Consider the following 21,845-nt stretch of genomic DNA (forward strand, 5'->3'; position numbering starts at 1 on the left):
CGGCATACAGGTTGTCAGGAACGGGTGAGGAGGGCGCGGGCGCGATGGAATCGGCAGTGCAGGAGGCCGTCGGGGCCGAGCCGCAGGGCCAGGCGAGGGCGTCGGGCCTCGCCGAGGGGGTCTATCACGGCATCCTGTCCGAGATCGCCGGCGGCACCTACGGCGAGAACCAGAAGCTGCCGAGCGAGAACGAGCTGGCGGCCCGCTACAAGGTCTCGCGCCCGGTGGTCCGCGCCGCGCTCGAGCGGCTGCGGCAGGAGAACGTCATCGTCTCGCGCCAGGGCGCGGGCAGCTTCGTGCGCAGCCAGGGCCGGGCCCCGGCTCTGGGCTACGCCCCCGTCGAGAGCATCGCCGACATCCAGCGCTGCTACGAGTTCCGCCTCACCATCGAGCCGGAGGCGGCCCGCTACGCCGCCTTGCGCCGCAACGGTCCGGCGCTGGAGCGCATCCTCGCCGCCCTCGACCTGATGAACACCGCGACGCGCCAGCAGCAGCACCGCGACGACGCCGATTTCGCCTTTCACCTCGCCATCGCCGAGGCCTCGAACAACCACTATTACGGCGCCTCGCTCCAGGCGCTGCAATCCCACATCGCGGTCGGCATGAAGATCCACGGCCTCGCGCTGCTCGGCCCCAATTCCGGCCTGCAGGGCGTGCTCGACGAGCACCGCGCCATCTTCGCGGCAATCCGCGACGGCGATTCCGAGACCGCCCGCGACCGGATGCACCGCCACATCTGCTCCTCGCGCGACCGGCTGTTCGAGGGGCGGATGCTCGACCTGTCGCTGTAGGCGGAGCAGGCGCGGCCGGGCCGCCGAGGGCACTGCCGCGGCCGCCATCCTGTCGCCTGTCCGTGCTGCTGGCAGATCCGGATCCGGTTCCCGAACGGGTCGTGCACCTCCATCTGGTCGCCCCAGGGCAGGCGCTCGAGCCCGGGCCGGCCGTAGCCGTCGTTCTTCGCGATCAGTTCCGCGTGGAAATCCCGTAATCCCGTCATCCGGACGAACGCCGTCGAGCCGGGGCTGGCATCGCCGTGATGCTCGCTGAGATGGAGTTCCAGGCCGGCCCGCGCGACGGCCATGTACAGGGGCGGGCCGGGCTCGTGACGGTGCTCGAGCGTCACCGCGAAGCCCAGGAAATCGCGGTAGAACTCCCGGGCCTTCGCCACGTCGAAGATGCGCAGGATCGGACTCGTCCGATGGAAGGCGATGCGGTCCGGCCGGTCGTCGTCGAGGAGGCCCGCGGCGGGTTTCCAGTCGCGCAGGCCGAGAGAAGCCGCGACGAGTTCGAGGCTGTCGGCGTGCGAGAGGTCGATCCGGCGGCTCGCCAGGGCGGATCGCAGTCGCCTGGCCATCGTCTTCGCTTGGTCGCGGGTCGGTGGGTCGCCTGTCGGCATGGCCGTCTCCTGCGCCGGCGACGGGTCATCGGGGCTCGCATTGCCGATCCGTCGCCGGGCTGAGCGTCCCGAGAAGGACTGCCGGAGAGAATCCGAACGTGGTGCCTTCACCGTATCCCCGAGGGACGCGAACGGCTGGCGGCACCTGCCGCCGCCGAATCTGCCAGGGCCGCGCCGCCGTGGCAATCGGGAGCGCTCGCGACCCGCCGCGGGAGTCCCGCTTGACAACCCCACCCCGACTCCCGTACCGCATTACAAGTTTACAACAAATCGAGTGCCTGTCTGGGCGCCGAACGGGAGGGACGGGCATGCAGGAGGCTGGCGGCTTGGCGGATCGGCTCATCGCCCCGGCTGGACGCGCTCACGTCCTGCTTCCAGGTGACGCCCGATCGTCCTCGGCCGTCGATCGGTTCGGTCGCCACGTCGGCGCCGCCCGCCTTTTGGTGCGGCCCGGCTCGATCGGGGTGCTCGCCGATGTTGTCAGGTTGTCAGGGGCGGTCGGCCGCGCATGAGCCCGATGCCGATCCTGCGTCTCCTCGCCGACGACCTCACCGGCACCCTCGACACGGCGGCAGGCTTCACCGGGCTCGTCGGGCCGGTGGAGGTCGCATGGGTCGGCGCCGCCCTCCCCTCGAGCGGCAGCCTCGCCCTCGACACCGGCACTCGCGAGCGCGACGCGGCCGCGGCAGCCCGGATCGCCGCCGGAGCGGCCCCGATGCTGGCAGGCGCCGACCTCGCCTTCAAGAAGCTCGACAGCCTGCTGCGCGGGCCCTGGGCGGCGGAGCTCGCCGCCTGCCTCGGCGGATGGCGTCACGCGATCGTGGCCCCGGCCTTCCCCTACCAGGGCCGCCGTACCCTGGACGGCCGCCAGCTCGCCCGCCGGGGCGAGGGGTGGGAGGCGGTCTCGGGCGACATCGCCGAGGCCCTGCGGGCGGTCGGCGTGCCGGCCCGCCGCGCCGTGGTCGCGGACGGGCTCGTCGAGGGCGTCGCCGTCTACGACGCGGCGCAGGAGGACGATCTCGACCGGATCGCCGCGCTCGGGAAAGGCGCGCCGGTCCTGTGGTGCGGCAGCGGCGGTCTCGCCGGGGCGCTCGCGCGCTCCACGCCCGCGCCCGCCGGCGGAGGCCTGCACGGCCCGGTCCTCGGTCTGTTCGGCTCGGACCGGCCGGAGACCGAGGGCCAGCTCGCGGCCTGCCCAGAGCACCGGCTGGTCCTGGGCGCGGACGGCGACCATGCCGGCGCCGTCGCCGACCGGCTCGGCGCGGGAGGCGTCGCCCTCGTCAGCCTCGCGCTCGCCCCGGGTACCGCCCGGGACGAGGCCGCCTCCCGCATCGCCGCCGCCTTCGGGTGCCTCGCCCGCGCCCTGCCGCCGCCCGGCACCCTGATCGTCGCCGGGGGCGAGACGCTGAAGGCGCTCTGCCTCGCGCTGCGGACCGAGGCCCTGGTCGTCACCGGCCAGGTCGCCCCGGGCCTGCCGCGCTCGCGGATGCGGGGCGGCCTGTGGGACGGTACCGCCATCATCTCGAAATCCGGGGCGTTCGGCACGCCCGCCGTCTGGCGCGACCTGCTGCGCGAGAACGGCTTCATTCACGAAAGGACCGTCGCGTGACCCGTCACCTCGCCATCACCATGGGCGATCCCGCCGGGATCGGCCCCGAGATCATCGTCAAGGCCGCGCACAAGCTGCGCGACCGCCTGGCCTCCGGCGATCTGAAGCTCGTCGTCATCGGCAGCAACCCGGCGCTCAAGCGGGCGGAGACCGCGCTCGGCCTCGGCGTCGAGATCCCGGAGGTCTCCGGCGACGGCGAGTGGCCGGCGCTCTGCTGCCTCCAGGCCGACGCGGAAGGGGCGCCGATCGAGCCGGGCCGGCTCAGCGCCGATGGCGGCCGCTTCGCCTTCAAGGCGATCGAGCGGGCGGTGCATCTCGCGCTCGCCGGCACGATCGGCGGCATCGTGACGGCGCCGCTCAACAAGGAGGCGCTGAACCTCGCCGGCTACCATTACGCCGGCCACACTGAGATGCTGGCCGACCTCACCGGCGTGCGTGGCTCGGTGATGATGCTCGCCCACGGCAACATGCGGGTGAGCCACGTCACCACCCACGTCGCGCTCCAGGACGTGCCCAAGCGCCTGACGCCCGAGCGGCTGCGCCTCGTCATCGACCTCACCCATGCGGCGCTGAAGGGGATCGGGCTGGAGAAGCCCCGCATCGCCATCGCGGCGCTCAACCCGCATGCCGGCGAGGGCGGCCTGTTCGGCCGCGAGGACATCGACGTCAGCGCGCCGGTGATCGCCGGCAAGGTGGCCGACGGCCTCGACATCGTCGGCCCGGTCCCGGGCGACACGGTGTTCGTCAAGCTCCGGGCCGGCCAGTACGACGCGGTGGTCGCGATGTACCACGACCAGGGGCACATCCCGGTCAAGCTGCTCGGCTTCGAGGTCGACCCCGAGACCGGCCGCTGGGTCGACCTGTCGGGCGTCAACATCACGCTCGGCCTGCCGATCATCCGCACCTCGGTCGATCACGGCACCGCCTTCGACATCGCCGGGCGCGGCATCGCCAACGAGCGCAGCCTGATCGAGGCCATCGAATACGCCGAGCGCCTCGCCGCCAACGGCGCGATCACCCAGAGGAACGCCGCGTGAACCCTCTCTCCACCCCCATCGAGATCGTCCGCCCGGACATCGCCTTCGGCTCCGGCACCGTCGCGGAGGTCGGCCGCCGCGCCCGCGCGATGGGCGCCCGCACCATCCTAGTCGTCGCCGACGCCTTCAACGCCACCCGGGTCGACCTTCTCGACCTGCCCGGCGAGGTGCGGGTGTTCGGCGAGGTGAAGCCCGAGCCCGACATCCCGAACCTGGAGCGGGCGCTGGCGCTCGCCGAGGAGATCAACCCGGACCTCGTCGTCGGCTTCGGCGGCGGGAGCGCCATGGATCTCGCCAAGCTCGTGGCGGTGCTGCCGGGCAGCGGCCAGACCCTGCACGAGGTCGTCGGCCCCGAGAAGGTGCGGGGCCGCCGCATCGGCCTGATCCAGGTGCCCACCACCGCCGGCACCGGCAGCGAGGGCGGCACCCGGGCACTGGTCACCGATCCGGCGACGCAGAACAAGCTCGCGGTGCAGAGCCGCTTCATGCTGGCCGACGCCGCGGTCATCGATCCCGACCTCACCATGACGGTGCCGGCCGCGGTCACCGCCGCCACCGGCGTCGACGCCATGGCGCATTGCGTCGAGGCCTTCACCAGCAGGAAGGCCCACCCGCTGATCGACCTCTATGCGCTCGAGGGCATCCGCCTCGTCGGCCGCTTCCTGCCCCGCGCGGTACGCGACGGGGGCGACCGCGAGGCCCGGGCCGGGCTGGCGCTCGCCTCGCTCTACGGCGGGTTCTGCCTCGGGCCGGTCAACACCACGGCGGGCCACGCCGTCGCCTATCCGCTCGGCACCCGCCACCACATCCCGCACGGGCTCGCCTGCGCGGTGATCTTCCCGCACACGCTGGCCTTCAACGCGCCGGCGGTGCCGGAAAAGACCCGCCAGGTGATGGCGGCCCTCGGCCTGCCGGAGAGCGACGACGAGGCGGCAGTGGTGGAGGCGACGACGCGCTGGTGCGCCGATCTCGGCATCGCCATGCGCCTGTCGGCCCACGGGGTGCCTGCCGGCGATCTGCCCGCCATGGCGGCGGAGGCCCACGCCATCCGCCGGCTCCTCGACAACAACCCGCGCGAGATCAGCCAAGAGCAGATCCTCGCCCTCTACCACGCCGCCGGCTGAGGAGCGCCGATCCCATGACCGATCCCGTCTTCCCGCGCGGCGTCTTCTGCGCCGCCCTCACGCCCCTCGATTCCGATCTCAACCCGAATTATTCGGCCTTCGCCGCCCATTGCCGCTACCTGGTCGACGAGGGCTGCACCGGCGTCGCGCTGCTCGGCACCACCGGCGAGGCGAACTCGTTCTCGTCCGACGAGCGGATGCGCCTGCTCGAGGCCGCGCTCGCCGGCGGCGTCGCGCCCGATCAGCTGATGCCCGGCACCGGCGTCGCGGCGATCCCCGAGAGCGTGGCGCTCACCCGCCACGCGCTGTCGGTCGGCGTCGCCACGGTCGTGCTGCTGCCACCGTTCTACTACAAGGGCATCTCCGAGGACGGCCTGGTCGCGGCCTATTCGCGGATCATCGAGGGCGTCGGCGACGATCGTCTGCGGGTGGTGCTCTACCACATCCCGCAGATGTCCGGCGTGGCGATCCCGCACGGGGTCATCGCGGCCCTGCGCGAGCGCTTTCCCGGCATCGTCACCGGCATCAAGGATTCGTCCGGCGACCTCGCCCACATGACGGCGCTGATCGAGCGCTTCCCGGGCTTCTCGGTGCTGGCCGGGGCCGACCCGCTGATGCTGCCGCTCCTGAAGGTCGGCGGCGCCGGCGCGATCACCGCCACCACCAACCTCTGCGCCCGCGACCTGCGCTTCGTCTTCGACCACCACGCCGATCCGGCCAAGGCCGACGCGGTCGCGGCGGCGCAAGCCCGGGTGGTCGCCACCCGCGAGCGCGCCTCGCGCTTCGCCCAGATGGCCTCGCTCAAGGCGATGACGGCGGAGCGCACCGGCGATGCCGGCTGGCACCGCCTGCGCCCGCCGCTAATGCCGCTTTCCGAGGCCGAGCGCGCCGCGCTGCTGGGGACGACCGGGGGGCTGGCCCGGGCCTCCTGAGATCGGCCCGGAAACGGCGCGCCAAGATGCCGGTCAGGTTTCTCACCTCCATTACGGCCCCTTTCCCGGATCTCCTTCCGCTGACGCTGCTTTCGTCCGGGAAAGGGATGGGTCATCAAGTCGTTAATTACTAATACACTACCCGAGGACACGCCCATGCATGAATTCACCGAGGGCGAGAGCCTGACCATCGCGGTCATGGTGGTCGCCTACATCCTGTTCACCGGCTGGCTGACCCTGAAGCTGCGCAGCCGCACCAACGCCCAGTTCATGACCGCGTCGCGCTCGATGCCGGCGCTCGTCGTCGGCGTGCTGCTGATGTCGGAATTCGTCGGCGCCAAGTCGACGGTCGGCACCGCGCAGGAGGCGTTCAACTCGGGCATCGCCGCCGCCTGGTCGGTGCTCGGCGCCTCGATCGGCTTCCTGCTGTTCGGGCTCCTGATCGTCCGCCGGATCTACGATTCGGGCGAGTACACCATCTCGGCCGCGATCGCGCAGAAATACGGCAAGTCGACCATGATGACCGTCTCGGTCATCATGATCTACGCGCTGCTACTCGTGAACGTCGGCAACTACGTCAGCGGCGCGGCCGCGATCTCGACGGCGCTCCGGGTCAACATCCCGACCGCGATGTGCATCATCGCGGCGGTGAGCACGTTCTACTACGTGTTCGGCGGGCTGAAGGGCATCGCCTGGGTGACGATCCTGCACAGCGCCATCAAGGTTGCAGGGATAGGCATCATCCTGTGGGTCGCGCTCTCGGCCACCGGCGGCATCGCCCCGATGCAGGCGGCGCTTCCACCCGAATACTTCAGCTGGGACGGCAAGATCGGCGCCGCCACCATCTTCGCCTGGACCTTCGGCACGGTCGGGGCGATCTTCTCGACCCAGTTCATCGTCCAGGCGATCTCCTCGACGAAGAGCGCCTCGGCGGCCCGGGCCTCGGCCCTCTACGCGGCGGCGTTCTGCCTGCCGCTCGGCATCGTGCTGGCGCTGATCGGGCTGGCCGCCAAGACGCTCTATCCGAGCATGAACAGCCTCTACGCGCTGCCGATCTTCCTGAAGACCATGCACCCGCTGCTCGCGGGCGTCGTCACCACCTCGCTCGTCGCCTCGATCTTCGTCAGCGTCAGCACCGTGGCGCTCGCCATCGCGTCGCTCGTCGTGCGCGACTTCTACGTGCCGTACTGGAAGCCGGACGCGGCCCGGGAGCTGCGCATGACCCGCGTGTTCTCGCTCGTCATCGCCGTGGTGCCGCTGGTCTTCGTGTTCTTCATCCCGGAGATCCTGAAGCTGTCGTTCTTCACCCGCGCGCTTCGCCTGTCGATCTCGATCGTCGCGATGGTCGGCTTCTACCTGCCCTGGTTCGGCTCGAACCGCGGCGCGACGCTCGGGCTCCTCGGCGCGGCGCTCGCCACCACGGTCTGGTACGCGCTCGGCAACCCCTACGGCGTCGACAACATGTACATCGCCGCGCTCGCGCCACTCGTCGTGATGGGCATCGAACGCGTCTTCCGCTGGGGCGACAAGGAGGCGGCCAAGGAGCAGCCCGAGCCCGTCCGCCCCGCCACCACCGCCTGACCCCGGAGAGACACCGATGCTCGACACCGTCCAGACGCCGATGGACCGCAGCGGCGAGGTCCGGCCGGTCGCCGGCGATCCCGACCGCCGCGAGGCCTTCATCCCGAGCCCCTGCGTCCAGAACCACGCCGCCAACATCATGCCGTTGCGAAACGGCGACCTCGCCTGCGTCTGGTTCGGCGGCACGCAGGAGGGCATGGCCGACATCTCGGTCTACGGGGCGCGCCTGCCCGCCGGCAGCGACACCTGGAGCGCGGCGCAGAAGCTCTCCGACGATCCCGCCCGCTCGGAGCAGAACCCGATCCTGTTCAACGCACCGACCGGCGACCTGTGGCTGATCTGGACCGCGCAGGTCTCGGGCAACCAGGACACCGCCCTGGTGCGCCGGCGGATCTCGCACGATCACGGCACGACCTGGGGCCCGATCGAGACCCTGTTCGCGCAGCGGCCGGGCTGCGGCACCTTCGTGCGCCAGCCGCCGGCGGTGCTGGGCAACGGCACCTGGCTCCTGCCGATCTTCCACTGCCCGAGCGTGCCGGGCGCCAAATGGGTCGGCGACGACGATACCAGCGCGGTGATGATCTCCTCGGACGGGGGCAAGACCTGGCGCGAGGTGGCTGTGCCCGACAGCACCGGCGCGGTGCACATGAACGTGCTCGCCCTCAAGGACGGCACGCTGCTCGCGCTCTACCGCAGCCGCTGGGCCGATTCGATCTACGAGAGCCGCTCGACCGACAACGGCGAGACCTGGTCGGCCCCGATGCCGACGGAACTGCCGAACAACAACTCGTCGATCCAGGCCACCGTGCTCGCCAACGGCCACGTCGCGCTGGTCTTCAACGCGACCAACGCCGAGGCCGCGACGGAGCGCCGGGCCTCGCTCTACGACGAGATCGAGGACGAGGAGCCCGCCACCGACGCCGCCCCGGCTCCGGTCGACCCGAACAAGCGCACGGCGTTCTGGGGCACCCCGCGGGCCCCGCTGACCCTCGCGATCTCGCCCGACGGCGGCCGCACCTGGCCGCAGCGGCGCGACGTCGAGACCGGCGACGGCTACTGCATGACCAACAACTCCCGCGACCGCTCGAACCGGGAATTGTCGTATCCGTCCGTCACCCAGACGCCGGACGGGGCGATCCACATCGCGTTCACGTATCACCGCCAGGCGATCAAGCACGTGCGGGTGAGCGAGGCCTGGGTGGCGGCCGGTGAGTGAGGCGGTGCGCCACGCCCTCGTCACCGGGGCGAGCTCGGGGATCGGCGCGGCGATCGTCGCCCGCCTGCTCGACCAGGGCTGGCAGGTCACCGGCGTGAGCCGGAGCGCGGGCGGGCCCGTGCATCCGCGCTACCGCCCCCTCGCCCTCGACCTCTCGGACCTCGACGCCATCGCGCCGGCGATCGGCGCGATGCGGGTCGACGCCCTCGTCCACGCCGCCGGCCTGCTGCGGGTCGGCCGCCTCGGCGAACTGGCGCCGGAGGACGGCGCCGCGATGTGGCGGCTCCACGTCGAGGCGGCGAGCCGTCTGGCCGACCTCCTCGTCCCGCGCATGGCGCCGGGGGGACGGGTCGTGCTCGTCGGCAGCCGCACCGCCGCGGGCGCGGCGGGGCGCGGCGCCTACGCCGCCTCGAAGGCGGCCCTCGTCGGGCTCGCCCGCTCCTGGGCCGCCGAGCAGATGCCCCGGGGGATCACCGTCAACGTCGTCGCCCCGGCGGCGACCGAGACCCCGATGCTGACCGACCCGTCGCGGGGCGCCGTCGCGCCGAAGCTGCCGCCGCTCGGCCGCTTCATCCGGCCGGACGAGGTCGCGGCCGCCGTCGCCTACTTCCTGTCGCCGGAGGCCGCCGCAACGACCGGCCAGCAGCTGGTGGTCTGCGGCGGCAGCTCGCTGTAGCGGGAGGCCGCTCACCGGACCTCGGCGCGGACCGGGCCGGCGGGGGCCGCCGCGGTCCGGCGGCGGCGCAGGCCGGAGGCGATCAGCACGTAGAAGAGCGGGGTCGCGAACACCGCCAGCACCGTGGCGGTGATCATCCCGCCGAGCACGCCGGTGCCGATCGCCCGCTGGCTGTTCATGCTGGCCCCCGTGGCGACCGCCAGCGGCACGACGCCGAGGATGAAGGCGAAGGAGGTCATCACGATCGGCCGGAAGCGCAAGCCGCAGGCCTCGAGCGCCGCCTCGCGCACCGGCCGGCCCTGCGCCACCAGGTCCTTGGCCACCTCGATGATCAGGATCGCGTTCTTGGCGGTGAGGCCGATCACCGTGATCAGCCCGACCTTGAAGTAGACGTCGTTCGGCATGTCCCGGGCCAGCATGGCGAAGACCGCCCCGGCCACGCCGGTCGGCACCACGAGCAGGACGGCGAGCGGGATCGACCAGCTCTCGTAGAGCGCCGCCAGGCACAGGAAGACGTAGAACAGCGCCAGCGCCAGGAGGTAGACGGCCTGCGAGCCCGACAGCTTCTCCTGCAGCGACTGCCCGGTCCAGGCGTAGTCGAAGCCGGGGGGCAGCTGGGCGGCCAGCCGCTCCATCTCCACCATCGCGTCGCCGCTGGCGAAGCCCGGCGCGGCGCTGCCGGAGATCTTGATGCTCGGATAGCCGTTGAAGCCGACGACCTGCGACGGCCCCATCGTCCAGGAGACCCGGGCGAAGGAGCGCAGCGGCACCATCTGGCCGGCGGCGTTGCGCACGAAGAGGTCGAGCAGATCCTCCGCCTTCATCCGGGCGGCGGCCTCGGCCTGCACGATCACCCGCTGCATCCGGGACTGGTTGGGGAAGTCGTTGACGTAGGCCGAGCCGAGGCTCGTCGAGAGCGCGTCGTTGACGTCCGCGAAGGTCACGCCGAGGGCGCTGGCTTTCTGCCGGTCGAGGACGAGCTCGATCTGCGGCGCCGTCGGCAGGCCCTCGACGTAGATACCGGCCAGGACCGGGCTCCGGCTCGCCGCGGCGAGGAGCTGGTCGCGGGCGGCGGCGAGCGCCGCGTAGCCCTGCTGCGCCTTGTCCTGGAGGCGGAACGAGAAGCCGCTCGAATTGCCCAGCGCCTCGATCGCCGGGGGCGAGAGCGACATGGCGATGGCGTCGGGCAGGCCGCCCAGCACGGCGTTCGCCCGCGCGCTCACCGCCTCGGCGCCGTCGCCCGGGCCGCGCTCGGCCCAGTCCTTGAGCGTGACGAAGGCGATGGCGGCGTTCTGGCCCTGGCCCGAGAAGCCGAAGCCGAGCAGCGTGGTGCGGCCCGCCACCGCCGGCTCGGCGGCGAAATGCGCCTCGATCCGCTCGACCACGTCGCGGGTGCGGGCAGTGGCCGCTTCCGGCGGTGTCTGGGCGTCGACGATGACGTAGCCCTGGTCCTCGACCGGCAGGAAGCTCGACGGCATCCGGGCGTAGCCCCAGCCCAGGGCCGCCACCAGGGCGGCGTAGACGAGAAGCGCGCGCACGGGCCGGCGCAGCATCCCGGCGACCCCGGCCCGGTAGGCGAGCGTGCCGGCCCGGAAGCGGCGGTTGAACCAGCCGAAGAAGCCGGTGCCCGCGTGGCCGTGGCCGTGGCCGGGGGCGACGGGCTTGAGGAGCGTGGCGCAGAGCGCCGGCGTCAGCGAGAGCGCCAGGAAGGCCGAGAACGCGATCGAGGTCGCCATGCTGACCGCGAATTGCCGGTAGATCACCCCGACCGACCCGGGGAAGAACGCGAGCGGCACGAACACCGCCACCAGCACCGAGGTGATGCCGACGATCGCCCCGGTGATCTGGCCCATCGCCTTGGCGGTGGCCTCCTTCGGGGGCAGGCCCTCCTCGGCCATGATCCGCTCGACGTTCTCCACCACCACGATCGCGTCGTCGACCAGGATGCCGATCGCCAGCACCATGCCGAACATCGTCAGCACGTTGATCGAGAAGCCGGCCACGAGCAGCGCGCCGCAGGTGCCGGCGAGCGCCACCGGCACCACGATCGTCGGGATGATCGTGTAGCGGATGTTCTGGAGGAACAGGAACATCACCGCGAAGACGAGCGCCATCGCCTCGGCGAGCGTCATCAGCACCTTCTTGATCGAGACCTCGACGAAGGGCGTGGTGTCGTAGGGCACGGTGACGCTGACGTTCGCCGGCAACGTCCGTTGCAGCTGGGCGATCTTCGCCTTGACGCCGGTGGCGGCGGCGAGCGCGTTGCCGCCGGGCGCGAGCTGGATGCCGATGCCGGCGGCCGGGCGGCCGTCCTGACGGGTCTGCATCGCGTAGGACTGGGCGCCGAGGCTCACCTCGGCGACGTCGCGCAGACGCACCAGCGAGCCGTCCGGGTTGGCCCGCAGCACGATCTCCTCGAACTCGGCGACGCCGGTGAGCTGGCCCTTCACCAGCACGCTCGCGGCGATGCGCTGGTCGTCCCGGGCCGGCTGGGCGCCGACGAGGCCGGAGGCGACCTGGGCGTTCTGCGCCCCCACCGCGGCCGTCACATCGCCGGGCGTCAGGTTGAAGCCGACGAGCTTTGCCGGATCGATCCAGATCCGCAGGGCCTTCTCGGACGAGAACAGGGTGGCGCGCCCGACCCCCGGCACACGGCGCAGCTCGCCCAGCAGGCGGCGCGCGGCGAGGTCGCCGAGATCGCTCTCGCTCAGGCCGCCGTCGCGGGAGGTCACCACGACGAATTGCAGGAAGCTGGTGCTCGCTTCCTCGACGATCACGCCCTGCTGGGTCACGGCGCGGGGCAGCCGCGCCTCGACCCGCTTGATCCGGTTCTGCACCGCCACGGTCGCCTTCGCCGGGTCCGAGCCCGGCGCGAAGGAGGCCATGATCTGGGCCTGGCCCGAGGTGTCGCTGGTCGATTCGAAGTACATCAGCCCCGGGATGCCGTTCAGCTCCTCCTCGATGATCCGGGTGACGCCGTCGTAGAGCCGCTCGGGCGGGGCGCCCGGATAGGTCGCCGTCACCTGGATCGTGACCGGGGCGACGTCCGGGTATTGCGACACCGGCAGGAAGGCGATCGCGATCGCGCCCACCAGCATGATGAAGATCGAGATCGCCCAGGCGAAGATCGGGCGCGTGATGAAGAAGCGGGTCATGGCCGGTCCTCGTCCCGTGGGATCGTGTCGTCAGGGCTTCGCGGCGGTGCGCACGCCCGGCCAGGGCAGCGGGTTCACCGCCAGGCCGGGCTGGATCTTCTGGAAGCCCTCGACCACGACGGTCTCGGCCGGCCGCAGGCCGTCCTCGACGATCCAGCCGGAATCGGTGAGCGCGCCCACCCGCACCGGCCGCAGGGCGGCCGTCCGGTCGGGGCCGACGACGTAGACCTGGGGCACGCCGGCGCTCGAGCGCTGGATCGCCTGGGGCGGCACCACGACGGCGCCGGCCGCCATCCCCTGCGCCAGGCGAACCCGGACATAGGTGCCCGGCAGGAGCGCGACGGCCGGGTTCGGGAAGGTCGCCCGCAGGGAGACCTGCCCGGTGCCGGGATCGACGCTCACGTCGGTGAACAGCAGCCGCCCGGCATCGCCGTGGAGCGACCCGTCGGGCATCACCAGCCGCACCGCCGGGCTGTCCCGTCCGGCCGCACGCTCGGCGAGCAGGCCGGCCTCGGAGGCCGCGGCGTTGAAGTCGGCGAAGATCGGGTCGACCTGCTGGATCAGCGCCAGCTTCGTCGCCTCGCCCTGGCTGACGAGGGCGCCCTCGGTGACGAGGGCCCGGCCGATGCGGCCGTCGATCGGCGCGCGCACGGTGGCGAAGTCGAGATCGATCCGGGCGCGGGCTAGCAGGGCCCGGGCGCTCGCCACGTCGGCCTCGGCCTGGCGGAGGGTCGCGGTGGCGATGTCGGCCTGCGCGGTGCTGGCAGCCTGCCTCTCCACCAGCGTCTCGGTGCGCTCCGATTGCCGCAGCGCCTGAATCCGGGTCGCCTCGGCGCGGGCGAGGGCGGCGGCCTTCGCGTCGACCTCGGCGCGGTAGACCGAGGGGTCGATGCGAAACAGCACGTCGCCCTTGCGCACGAGGCTGCCCTCCGCGAAGGCCCGCTCCTGGATGATGCCGGCGACCTGGGCCCGGACCTCGGCGACGCGGGTCGGGACGAGGCGCCCCGGCAGATCGACGAGGCGCGGCACGGTCGCCGCCTCGGCCCGCGCCACCGCGACGTCCGGCGCCGGCGCCGCGGCCGCCGACCGATCCTCGGAGGCGGGCTTGCAGGCGGCCGCGCAAAGGCAGACCAGGGCGGCGAGCGGCAGATGCCGGGAGTTTCGGCGCGGGGACGGCATCTGACCTCCGGTCGGTTGCACGAAGCGAGGTCCGCGTTTAAATCCATACGTACGGATTGAAAAGGGGGTTCGGGATGGGGCGACCGCGCACGATCGACCGGGACAAGGTGCTGGAGGCCGCCGAGGCGATCGTGCTGCGCGACGGCGCGGCGGCCCTGACCTTCGAGGCGGTCGCCAAGGCCTCGGGCATCACCAAGGGCGGCCTGCAATACTGCTTCGGCACCAAGGACGACCTGATCGCGGCGATCGTCGAGCGCTGGATGACGGCGCTCGATGCCGAGCTCGCCCAGAGCCTGCCGTCGGGGGCCGACACGCTGGAGCAGACCCGCCACTACATCGCCGCGGCCGGCCGGATCGACGAGGTCGCCCAGACCCGGATGGTCGGCATGCTGGTGACGCTGCTGCAATCGCCCGAGCACCTGCGGCGCGTCCGCGACTGGTACGCCGGCTGGATCGCCAAGTTCGATCCCGCCTGCGACGCCGAGCGCCGCGCCCGCACCGCGTTCTTCGCCGCAGAGGGCGCGTTCTTCCTGCGCAGCCTCGGCCTCGTGGCGATGGACGGGGCGGCCTGGGACGCGGTGTTCGCCGACATCCTGACGCTGCGCTGAAGTCCCTTTCGTCCAGCGGAGCGCGAAAACGCCCGTTGCGGGCGAGCGCGCTTGCGCTGGATCAAGGCCCCCTCCCCGGGCGCGGCCATCATGGCGGCGATCCACGAGGAGGAACCGCGATGACGACGGCCGTGACCAGCGCAAGCGTGACCGGACACCCCGCCCTGAACCCGGTGAGGCGCGAGGCTTCCCCGCTCACCGCCCCCCGGGCCGCGGCGCTCGTCGAGGACATCTCGCGCTACCGCACCATCGACAGCCCGCTCGCCCTCGGCCTCGCCGTGGCGGCGTCGGTGGCGGTCACGGTCCTGATGCGGCTCGTTCTCTGACGGCGCTCACCCGGGCGGAATGCTCGTCTGGCCGGAAGATCCGTGACCGCCGCTTCCAGGGGGAGCGATCCCGGGAGGCTGAACCGCTCCCGCGTTTCCCAGACGCGTTTGTCTCTCGGGCAACCGAGGCCCGATCGCGAACACCGTGGCGATCGCGTGCGTCGGCCTCGGCGGAAGGAAGGTTGCCGATCGGTCCGAGCCGGCGGCAACGGGTTCGACCGGTCGACCCTCCGGGGTGGCGGAACCGGTGGGGGAAGCGACGATGCCCGTCACAGCCGCTTCTCGAAGAAGAAGTCCGGGTAGGGATCGTCGTTGAAGCGGTCGATCTCGACCCAGCCGGTGCGGCGGTAGAGCGCCAACGCTTCGGTGAGCGCGCTGTTGGAATCGAGCCGCAGGGTGGTGATCCCGAGGGTCCGCGCCGCGCTCTCGGCGGCCTCCATCAGCCGGCGGGCGAGGCCGAGGCCGCGGGCGGAGGGGCAGACCCAGAGCCGCTTGATCTCCGCCATCTCGCCGCCCTTGCCCTTGAGCCCGACGCAGCCGATCGGCAGCCCGTCCGAGACCGCGACCAGGAAGACGCCGCGCGGGCGCATCATGTCGGCGGCCTCCGGGTCGCGGGAGAGCGAGACGTCGAAGCCGGTCGAGAGGCGGCGTCCGAGCTCGGCGTAGTAGGCGGTCAGGCAATGCAGGGCCGTCTCCCCGCGCGGATCGGTCTCCTCGATCGCGATCCGGTCGCGGCCGAGTGCCGTCGCGACGAGGTCCATGGCACGCAAGAGCTCCTCGCCCTTCGGGAAGCGGGCGAGCAGCTCCGCCGCCCGGTCGTTCGACAGGGCCTCGTAGGCGGAAAACTCCCGCCGTCCGGCCTCGGTCAGGGCCGCGACCCGGCGCCGCGCATCGCCCGGGTGGGGCAGCGTGACGACCAGACCCTCCTCCTCCAGGCCGCGCAGGAACCGGCTCAGCAGGCCGGAATCCAGCCCGAGATAGTCCCGCAGGAGCCCGACCTCGCCGCGTCCGTGCCCGATGGCGTTCAGCACCCGGGCGGCGCCGAGCGGCCGGCCGCGACCGAGGAACGAGGTGTCGAGAGCCCCGACCTCGGCGGTCACGGCCCGGTTGAAGCGGCGGATACGGCTGGTGGGATCGATCGGCATTTCTCTGACGTAAGTCAGAGGTTTTTCGGCGTCAATGGATGTGCGGGTGTCCCACGAAAAAAGCCCCGGCCGCTTTGCGGGCCGGGGCTTCTCGTCGGGTCCGTCCGGGGGCGTCGGCGCCCCCGGGAATCGCGGCTCAGTTGTTCCGGTTGCCCATCAGCGAGAGCAGGAACTGGAACATGTTGATGAAGTCCAGGTACAGGGTCAGGGCACCAAACACCGACACCTTGGCGGCGGCCTCGCCGTCGAAGTTGCCGTAGAGGTACATCTCCTTGAGCTTCTGCGTGTCGTACGCGGTCAGGCCGGCGAAGATCAGGACGCCGATGACCGAGATCGCGAACTGCAGCGCGCTCGAGGCCAGGAAGATGTTGACCAGGCTGGCGATCACCAGGCCGATCAGGCCCATCACCAGGAACGAACCGATGCCCGAGAGGCTGCGGGTCGTCGTGTAGCCGTAGAGGCTCAGGCCGCCGAAGGCCGCCGCGGTGATGAAGAAGACCTGGACGACGCTCGCCCCGGTGTAGCGGATGAGCAGCGTGGAGAGCGACGCACCCATCACCGCCGCGAAGGCGAAGAAGGTGGTGCGGGCTGTCGCCGCCGACATCCGCTCCATGCGGAACGAGAACAGGAAGATGAAGGCGAGCGGCGCGAGCGCGATCACCCACATCAGCGGGGTGGCGTAGAGCGTGCGGCCGAAGCTGGTCAGCGGGATCGAGCCGATCCGCGCCACCGCGTCCGCCGACGAGGTCGCCACCGCGAGCTTGTTGATGCCGACCGCCACCAGCCCGGAGATGCCCAGGCCGATGATCATGTTGTTGTAGACGCCGAGCATGAACGCGCGCAGGCCCTGATCGACCTGCACCTGGCCCTGGGCGTAGCCGGTCGGGCCGCCGTAGCCAGTCGCGTTGCCCTGCCGGAACGGGCTGTTCTCGAATGCCATGGGAGTTTCCTTCGGAAGCTCTCTAGCGTGGATGAATGCGGTGCGAGGCTCTCACGCGACCCTCGGACGCTGGTTGCGTCGTGCCGGCATCCGGTCCCTCGCGGGGCCGAGCGCCTTGACCGGAATATGTGGCGCGCCCGCGGGGTGCACAAGGGCGTGAGCCGACCTTGACCGGGCGAGGCCCGCCAAAACGCAACGTCCATCCGCCGCAGGGCGGCGGATGGATTAAAAACCCTAAAGATTTCGTAGGTACTGGGCCGGCTTCTGCCCGAGGATGCGCCAGGTGCCGGCAAGCCCGAGCACGATGGCGGCGGCGACCGCGAGGCCGGCCGCCACGACCGCACCCGACAGGTCGAGGGCGAAGTCGAGCCGCATCACCTTAGTCAGGATCACCCAGCCGGCGAGCGTGCCGGCGGCGAGCCCGAACAGTGCGGTGGCGAGGCCGAGCGCACCGTACTCCATCGCGTAGGCGGCGAGCAGCCGCCCCCGCGTGGCGCCCAGCGTCTTCAGCACCACCGCGTCGTAGAGCCGGGCCCGATGGCCGGCGGCGAGGGCGCCGGCGAGCACGAACAGGCTGGTGGCCACCGCCACCGCGCTGGCGCCGCGGATCGCGAAGACGAGCTTGCCGACGAGGTCGTTGACCGCATCGAGGGCGTCCTTCACCCGCACGCTGCTCACCGAGGGAAATTCCTTGGCGGCGTCGCGCAGGATCCGGGCCTCCAGGGCGGCGTCGGGCCCCTCCGGCAGGGTCAGCGTCGCGAGGTCGCTGTGCGGCGCCCCCCGGAATGTACCGGGCGAGAACACCATCACGAAGTTGATGCCGAGGTTGCGCCACTCGACGTGGCGCAGGTTGGCGATCGGGACGGTGAGGCTGCGCCCGAGCACGTTGACCGTGACGGTGTCGCCGACCTTGAGGTTCAGGCTGCGGGCGAGCTGCTCGTCGAAGGAGACGAGGGGCTTGCCGGCCGCCTCGCCCTTCCACCACGTCCCGGAGGTGATCGCCGAGCCGTCCGGCAGGTCCTCCGCGTAGGTGATGCCGCGATCGCCGTCGAGCACCCAGGCGGCATCCTCGCCGGCCTTGATCCGGCCCGCCGGCACGCCGTTCAGCGCCGTGATCCGCCCGCGCATCATCGGCACCCGCTCGATCTTGGCCCGCGGCGCCGCACGGCCGAGGAACTGGTCGAAGGCTTCCGCCTCGCGGCCCGGGATGTCGAGGAAGAACAGGCTCGGCGCCTTGGCGGGCAGCGAGCGGGTCAGCGTCCGGGTGATGTTGGCGTCGATCAGGCTGAGCGCGACGAGGAGCGTGATGCCGAGGCCGAGGGAGAGCACGATCGAGGGGGTGAGCGCACCGGGCCGGTGGAGGTTGGCGAGCGCCAGACGCGGCGCGGCCCGGCGCGGGCGCGGCAGGCGGCGGGCGAGCGCCATCAGCCCGACGGCGACGAGGCGGAGCAGCCCGAAGGCGAGCCCGGCCGCCGCGATGAAGATCAGCGCCACCCACCGGTCGTAGGCGGTGGCGAGCGCCAGCGCGACGAGGCCGGCCAGCGCCAGCGCCAGGATCGCGAGGTAGCGCGGCCGCGGCCGGCGCCGGTCGGGATCGACGGTATCGCGAAACAACCCGGACACCGCGACGTCGTGGGCGCGCCCGAGCGGCCCGATCGCGAAGGCGAGCGCCGTCAGCACCCCGTAGAGGGCCGCGACCACGAGTTCCCCCGGGACCAGCGTCGGGTTGAGCGGCAGCGGCAGCAGCGACCCGAAGGCGGCGTCGAGGGCGAAGGGCAGCACGGCGCCGACGACGAGGCCGCCCAGGATGCCGATTCCGGCAATCAGCATCACCTGCGTCAGGTAGATGCCGACCACCCGGCTTCCCGGAGCGCCGAGGCTCTTCAGTGTCGCGATCGAGGCGCGCTTGCGCTCGACGAAGGCCCGCACCGCGTTGGCGACGCCGACACCGCCGACGAGGAGCGCGGTGAGGCCGACCAGCGTCAGGAACTGGGTGAAGCGCTCGATGCTGCGGGCGAACCGCGGGTCGGCGTTGAGCCGCGAGCGGACCTCCCAGCCGGCCTCCGGCAGGGCTTGGCGCGCCTCGGCCATCAGCCGCTCGACCGCCGCGTCGTCGCCCTGCGGCAGCATCACCCGGTAGACGAAGCGGTTGAGGCTGCCGGGCTGGACGAGGCCCGAGGCCTTGAGCGCGTCGAGCGAGACCATCAGACGCGGCCCGAAGCCGATGCCGCCCGCGATCTTGTCGGGCTCGCTCGTCAGCACCGTGCGCAGCACGATCTCGGCCCCGCCGACGGTGAGGCGGTCGCCGAGCTTGAGGTCGAGGCGGGCGAGGAGCGCCGGATCGGCGGCGGCGCCGTAGGCGCCGTCCGCCTGAGCGAAGATCGCGGAGGCCGGCAGCGGCGGCTCGGTGACGAGATCGCCCACCGCCGGATAATCGGGCCCGACCGCCTTCAGCTCGACCAGCGCCGCGCCCTTGTCCCCGGCCGAGGCCATCGCGCGCGTGAAGCCCACCACCGAGACGCGGCCGTGCGCGTCGAGGAAGGCTTTTTCCTGCGGGCTCGCCTCCCGGTGGATCAGCCCGAAGGTCACGTCGCCGCCGAGGATCTTCCGGCCCTCGCGGGCGAGCCCGTCGGAAAGCGAGCGCGACAGCGAGGCGACGCCCGCGATGGTGGCGACCCCGATGGCGATGCAGGCGAGCAGCACCGTGAAGCCGCGCAGCCCCCCGCGCAGCTCGCGCAAGGCGAGGCGCAGGGTCAGGGGCAGGGGCGACGAATGACCGGCCCCGGCAGGAGGGCCGGAAGGACGACCGCCGGGGAGCGTGGGAAGGCTGCCGTGCATGGGGGTCCCTACGCGCTCACCGCGGTGTCGATCAGGCCCGAGCGCAGCCGCACCGTGCGGTCGCAGAGCCGGGCGAGGCCGGGATCGTGGGTGACCAGCACCAGGGTCGCGCCGCGGTCGCGCTTGAGAGCGAAGAGCAGGTCGACGATCTGCGCGCCGGTCGCCTCGTCGAGGTTGCCGGTGGGCTCGTCCGCGACCAGGATCGCGGGCTCCGGCGCGATCGCGCGGGCGATGGCGACGCGCTGCTGCTCGCCGCCGGAGAGCTGGGCCGGGTAATGGTGCAGCCGGTGCCCGAGGCCGACCGCCTCCAGCTCCCGCGCCGCCCGGGCATGGGCGTCGGGCGCGTCGGCGAGCTCGAGCGGCAGCGCGACGTTCTCGAGCGCGGTCATGGTCGGCACGAGGTGGAAGGACTGGAAGACGATGCCGATGCGCCGGCCGCGAAAGCGTGCCAGCGCGTCCTCGTCGAGCCCGGCAAGGTCGGTGCCCTCCACCACCACCCGTCCCGAATCCGGCCGCTCCAGCCCGGCCATGGTCATCAGCAAGGTCGACTTGCCCGAGCCAGACGGCCCGACGAGGCCGACCGCCTCGCCCGGGGCGACGTCGAGCGAGATCCCCTTGAGGATGTGGACCCGGGCGGCGCCGCGGCCGAGGCTGAGATCGACGCCGTGGAGCGCGATCGCCGGTCCGGTGGCCTTGTCGGTCATGCGCGAAGAGCCGATCTGTACGCGGCGACCGGATCGGTCGCGGCCGGAGGTGACGAGTGGGACGGACCAACGCAAGACAGGCGGCCCGCCGGCCCGATATGGGCCGTGCAACCCTGGTCCGCCATGATGGCCGCCGCGCGGCACTCGCATTTCTGATCGTGTCGCTGCTGATGACCCTGACCATGCCGCTCGGCGCCGCCGAGCGCCCGCTCACCCTCGTCGCGCTCGGCGACAGCCTGACCGCGGGCTACGGCCTGCCGGCCGACGCCGCCTTCCCGGCACAGCTCGAAGCCGCCCTGAAGGCGCGCGGCCATGCCGTGACGATCGCCAATGCGGGCGTCTCGGGCGACACCGCGACCGGCGGGCTCGACCGGGCGGCGTGGTCGGTGCCGGACGGAACCGACGGGGTGATCCTGGAACTCGGCGCCAACGACATGCTGCGCGGCACCGACCCGGCGGTGACCGAGAAGGCCCTCGACGCGATCGTCGCCGGGCTCAAGGCCCGGGGTATCCCGGTCCTGCTCGCCGGGATGCGGGCGGCGCCGAATCTCGGGCCCGATTACGGCAAGCGCTTCGACGCGATCTACCCGAGGCTCGCCGCGCGCTACGGCCTGCTCCTCTACCCGTTCTTCCTCGACGGCATCGCGGGCGACCGCAGCCTCAACTTGCCCGACGGCCTGCACCCGACCAAGGCCGGGGTGGCGCGGATCGTCTCCGGCATCCTGCCGAGCGTGGAAGAGTTTCTGACGCGCCTGCGCAAGGGAGCGTAGCCGCCATGCCGCGCCTGTTCACCGGAATCGAGGTCCCGCCCGAGACCGGCCTGATGCTCGGGGCCTTCCGGGGCGGCCTGCCCGGCGCCCGCTGGGTCGAGCCGTCGGACTACCACGTCACCCTGCGGTTCATCGGCGACGTCGACGGCGGCATGGCCGAGGAGATCGCCGCGGCCCTGGCCGAGGCCAGGCCCCGCCCTCCCCTGACGCTCGCCCTCGACGGGCTCGCGAGCTTCGGCGGCGAGCGGCCGCACGCGCTCTTCGCCCGGGTGGTGCCCGATCCCGATCTCTCGGAGCTGCAAGCCGAGCACGAGCGCATCCTGCGCCAGCTCGGCGCCGCACCGGACACCCGGCGCTTCACGCCGCACGTGACGCTGGCGCGGCTCAAGCGCGGCGCCGGCCCGGACGGGGTGGCGCAATACCTCGCGATGCAGCCGGTGTTTCCGCGGCTGACCTTCACGGCCCGGCGGGTGGCGCTCTACTCGGCGCGGGATTCGGTCGGCGGCGGGCCCTACGTGGTCGAGGCGGCCTATCCGCTGGACGACGACGTGGACCAGCGAGACTTGGACCAACGAGACTTGGACCAACGAGACTTGGACCAGTAGGCCT

General features: G+C 72.1%; 18 protein-coding genes and 1 pseudogene. 12 read left to right on the top strand and 7 right to left on the bottom strand.

All coding sequences use genetic code 11. The features are described 5' to 3' along the window. The first annotated feature begins 44 nt into the window (after positions 1-44). Positions 45-791 (top strand): FadR/GntR family transcriptional regulator, encoded by a 747-nt coding sequence (locus tag V3T34_RS08160; protein ID WP_091887358.1) that lies wholly within the window; start codon positions 45-47, stop codon positions 789-791. Between the two features lie 122 nt (positions 792-913). Here V3T34_RS08160 and V3T34_RS08165 read toward each other — a convergent pair. Next, positions 914-1,396: pseudogene (locus tag V3T34_RS08165) on the bottom strand (glyoxalase superfamily protein); the annotation flags it as partial. A gap of 517 nt (positions 1,397-1,913) precedes the next feature. Between V3T34_RS08165 and V3T34_RS08170 the strand changes: the two are divergent. The 7 genes from V3T34_RS08170 (at position 1,914) to V3T34_RS08200 (ending at position 9,571) form a co-directional block, all read left to right on the top strand. Then, complete coding sequence (locus V3T34_RS08170) at positions 1,914-3,005, top strand: four-carbon acid sugar kinase family protein (RefSeq protein WP_305076680.1); 1,092 nt, start codon at positions 1,914-1,916, stop codon at positions 3,003-3,005. Beyond that, positions 3,002-4,042 carry a 4-hydroxythreonine-4-phosphate dehydrogenase PdxA gene (gene pdxA / locus V3T34_RS08175; RefSeq protein ID WP_305076608.1) on the top strand — a complete coding sequence of 347 codons (1,041 nt, stop codon included), beginning with the start codon at positions 3,002-3,004 and terminating at the stop codon, positions 4,040-4,042. Before V3T34_RS08170 ends, pdxA begins: the two co-directional genes overlap by 4 nt. Next, a complete protein-coding gene (locus tag V3T34_RS08180; protein WP_060850145.1) occupies positions 4,039-5,166 on the top strand; it encodes an iron-containing alcohol dehydrogenase in 1,128 nt (375 codons plus the stop codon). Before pdxA ends, V3T34_RS08180 begins: the two co-directional genes overlap by 4 nt. Before the next feature lie 14 nt (positions 5,167-5,180). Then, entirely contained in the window at positions 5,181-6,098 is a 918-nt protein-coding gene (locus tag V3T34_RS08185) for a dihydrodipicolinate synthase family protein (protein ID WP_305076609.1), read from the top strand. 156 nt (positions 6,099-6,254) lie between these two features. After that, positions 6,255-7,679, top strand: a complete 1,425-nt coding sequence (locus tag V3T34_RS08190) for a sodium:solute symporter family protein (protein WP_305076610.1) — start codon at positions 6,255-6,257, stop codon at positions 7,677-7,679. A gap of 16 nt (positions 7,680-7,695) precedes the next feature. Then, entirely contained in the window at positions 7,696-8,895 is a 1,200-nt protein-coding gene (locus V3T34_RS08195; protein WP_305076611.1) for a sialidase family protein, read from the top strand. After that, positions 8,888-9,571, top strand: coding sequence for an SDR family NAD(P)-dependent oxidoreductase (locus V3T34_RS08200; RefSeq protein ID WP_305076612.1), 684 nt, complete (start codon positions 8,888-8,890; stop codon positions 9,569-9,571). Before V3T34_RS08195 ends, V3T34_RS08200 begins: the two co-directional genes overlap by 8 nt. A gap of 11 nt (positions 9,572-9,582) precedes the next feature. On the opposite strand, the gene V3T34_RS08205 is transcribed toward V3T34_RS08200, so the two are convergent. Together V3T34_RS08205 and V3T34_RS08210 are read right to left on the bottom strand one after the other, a co-directional pair. Continuing rightward, entirely contained in the window at positions 9,583-12,726 is a 3,144-nt protein-coding gene (locus V3T34_RS08205) for a multidrug efflux RND transporter permease subunit (RefSeq protein WP_305076613.1), read from the bottom strand. A gap of 30 nt (positions 12,727-12,756) precedes the next feature. After that, on the bottom strand, positions 12,757-13,905 hold the full coding sequence (locus V3T34_RS08210) for an efflux RND transporter periplasmic adaptor subunit (protein ID WP_305076614.1): 1,149 nt from the start codon (positions 13,903-13,905) through the stop codon (positions 12,757-12,759). A gap of 74 nt (positions 13,906-13,979) precedes the next feature. Here V3T34_RS08210 and V3T34_RS08215 point away from each other — a divergent pair, with 74 nt between their 5' ends. Both V3T34_RS08215 and V3T34_RS08220 read left to right on the top strand, forming a co-directional pair. Then, a complete protein-coding gene (locus V3T34_RS08215; RefSeq protein ID WP_060850140.1) occupies positions 13,980-14,513 on the top strand; it encodes a TetR/AcrR family transcriptional regulator in 534 nt (177 codons plus the stop codon). 119 nt (positions 14,514-14,632) lie between these two features. Continuing rightward, the gene (locus tag V3T34_RS08220) at positions 14,633-14,839 is read left to right on the top strand and encodes a hypothetical protein (RefSeq protein ID WP_060850139.1); all 207 of its coding nucleotides are present in this window, start codon (positions 14,633-14,635) and stop codon (positions 14,837-14,839) included. 269 nt (positions 14,840-15,108) lie between these two features. On the opposite strand, the gene V3T34_RS08225 is transcribed toward V3T34_RS08220, so the two are convergent. The 4 genes from V3T34_RS08225 to V3T34_RS08240 all read right to left on the bottom strand — a co-directional run bounded on the left by V3T34_RS08225 (position 15,109) and on the right by V3T34_RS08240 (position 20,466). Then, on the bottom strand, positions 15,109-15,984 hold the full coding sequence (locus tag V3T34_RS08225; protein ID WP_305076615.1) for a bifunctional helix-turn-helix transcriptional regulator/GNAT family N-acetyltransferase: 876 nt from the start codon (positions 15,982-15,984) through the stop codon (positions 15,109-15,111). 136 nt (positions 15,985-16,120) lie between these two features. Beyond that, positions 16,121-16,924, bottom strand: coding sequence for a Bax inhibitor-1/YccA family protein (locus V3T34_RS08230; RefSeq protein WP_060850137.1), 804 nt, complete (start codon positions 16,922-16,924; stop codon positions 16,121-16,123). A gap of 234 nt (positions 16,925-17,158) precedes the next feature. After that, positions 17,159-19,762 (bottom strand): ABC transporter permease, encoded by a 2,604-nt coding sequence (locus V3T34_RS08235; RefSeq protein ID WP_305076616.1) that lies wholly within the window; start codon positions 19,760-19,762, stop codon positions 17,159-17,161. Positions 19,763-19,770: 8 nt separating this feature from the next. After that, positions 19,771-20,466: an ABC transporter ATP-binding protein gene (locus V3T34_RS08240; RefSeq protein WP_305076617.1), complete on the bottom strand. Its 696-nt coding sequence runs from the start codon at positions 20,464-20,466 to the stop codon at positions 19,771-19,773. Positions 20,467-20,636: 170 nt separating this feature from the next. Here V3T34_RS08240 and V3T34_RS08245 point away from each other — a divergent pair, with 170 nt between their 5' ends. Then, the gene (locus V3T34_RS08245; protein ID WP_305076681.1) at positions 20,637-21,236 is read left to right on the top strand and encodes an arylesterase; all 600 of its coding nucleotides are present in this window, start codon (positions 20,637-20,639) and stop codon (positions 21,234-21,236) included. A gap of 5 nt (positions 21,237-21,241) precedes the next feature. Next, positions 21,242-21,841 (top strand): RNA 2',3'-cyclic phosphodiesterase, encoded by a 600-nt coding sequence (gene thpR, locus V3T34_RS08250; protein ID WP_305076618.1) that lies wholly within the window; start codon positions 21,242-21,244, stop codon positions 21,839-21,841. Positions 21,842-21,845 lie beyond the last annotated feature (4 nt).

Source organism: Methylobacterium ajmalii (assembly GCF_036448855.1).
Classification (GTDB): Bacteria; Pseudomonadota; Alphaproteobacteria; order Rhizobiales; family Beijerinckiaceae; genus Methylobacterium; species Methylobacterium ajmalii.

Excerpts from the sequence above, each read along its gene's own strand:
- V3T34_RS08195 (WP_305076611.1), top strand. The coding sequence starts at position 7,696 with ATGCTCGACACCGTCCAGACGCCGATGGACCGCAGCGGCGAGGTCCGG.
- V3T34_RS08190 (WP_305076610.1), top strand. The coding sequence starts at position 6,255 with ATGCATGAATTCACCGAGGGCGAGAGCCTGACCATCGCGGTCATGGTG.
- V3T34_RS08215 (WP_060850140.1), top strand. The coding sequence starts at position 13,980 with ATGGGGCGACCGCGCACGATCGACCGGGACAAGGTGCTGGAGGCCGCC.
- V3T34_RS08225 (WP_305076615.1), bottom strand. The coding sequence starts at position 15,984 with ATGCCGATCGATCCCACCAGCCGTATCCGCCGCTTCAACCGGGCCGTG.
- V3T34_RS08220 (WP_060850139.1), top strand. The coding sequence starts at position 14,633 with ATGACGACGGCCGTGACCAGCGCAAGCGTGACCGGACACCCCGCCCTG.
- V3T34_RS08160 (WP_091887358.1), top strand. The coding sequence starts at position 45 with ATGGAATCGGCAGTGCAGGAGGCCGTCGGGGCCGAGCCGCAGGGCCAG.
- V3T34_RS08185 (WP_305076609.1), top strand. The coding sequence starts at position 5,181 with ATGACCGATCCCGTCTTCCCGCGCGGCGTCTTCTGCGCCGCCCTCACG.
- V3T34_RS08230 (WP_060850137.1), bottom strand. The coding sequence starts at position 16,924 with ATGGCATTCGAGAACAGCCCGTTCCGGCAGGGCAACGCGACTGGCTAC.
- thpR (WP_305076618.1), top strand. The coding sequence starts at position 21,242 with ATGCCGCGCCTGTTCACCGGAATCGAGGTCCCGCCCGAGACCGGCCTG.
- V3T34_RS08240 (WP_305076617.1), bottom strand. The coding sequence starts at position 20,466 with ATGACCGACAAGGCCACCGGACCGGCGATCGCGCTCCACGGCGTCGAT.
- V3T34_RS08205 (WP_305076613.1), bottom strand. The coding sequence starts at position 12,726 with ATGACCCGCTTCTTCATCACGCGCCCGATCTTCGCCTGGGCGATCTCG.
- V3T34_RS08235 (WP_305076616.1), bottom strand. The coding sequence starts at position 19,762 with ATGCACGGCAGCCTTCCCACGCTCCCCGGCGGTCGTCCTTCCGGCCCT.
- V3T34_RS08210 (WP_305076614.1), bottom strand. The coding sequence starts at position 13,905 with ATGCCGTCCCCGCGCCGAAACTCCCGGCATCTGCCGCTCGCCGCCCTG.
- V3T34_RS08245 (WP_305076681.1), top strand. The coding sequence starts at position 20,637 with ATGACCCTGACCATGCCGCTCGGCGCCGCCGAGCGCCCGCTCACCCTC.
- V3T34_RS08170 (WP_305076680.1), top strand. The coding sequence starts at position 1,914 with ATGCCGATCCTGCGTCTCCTCGCCGACGACCTCACCGGCACCCTCGAC.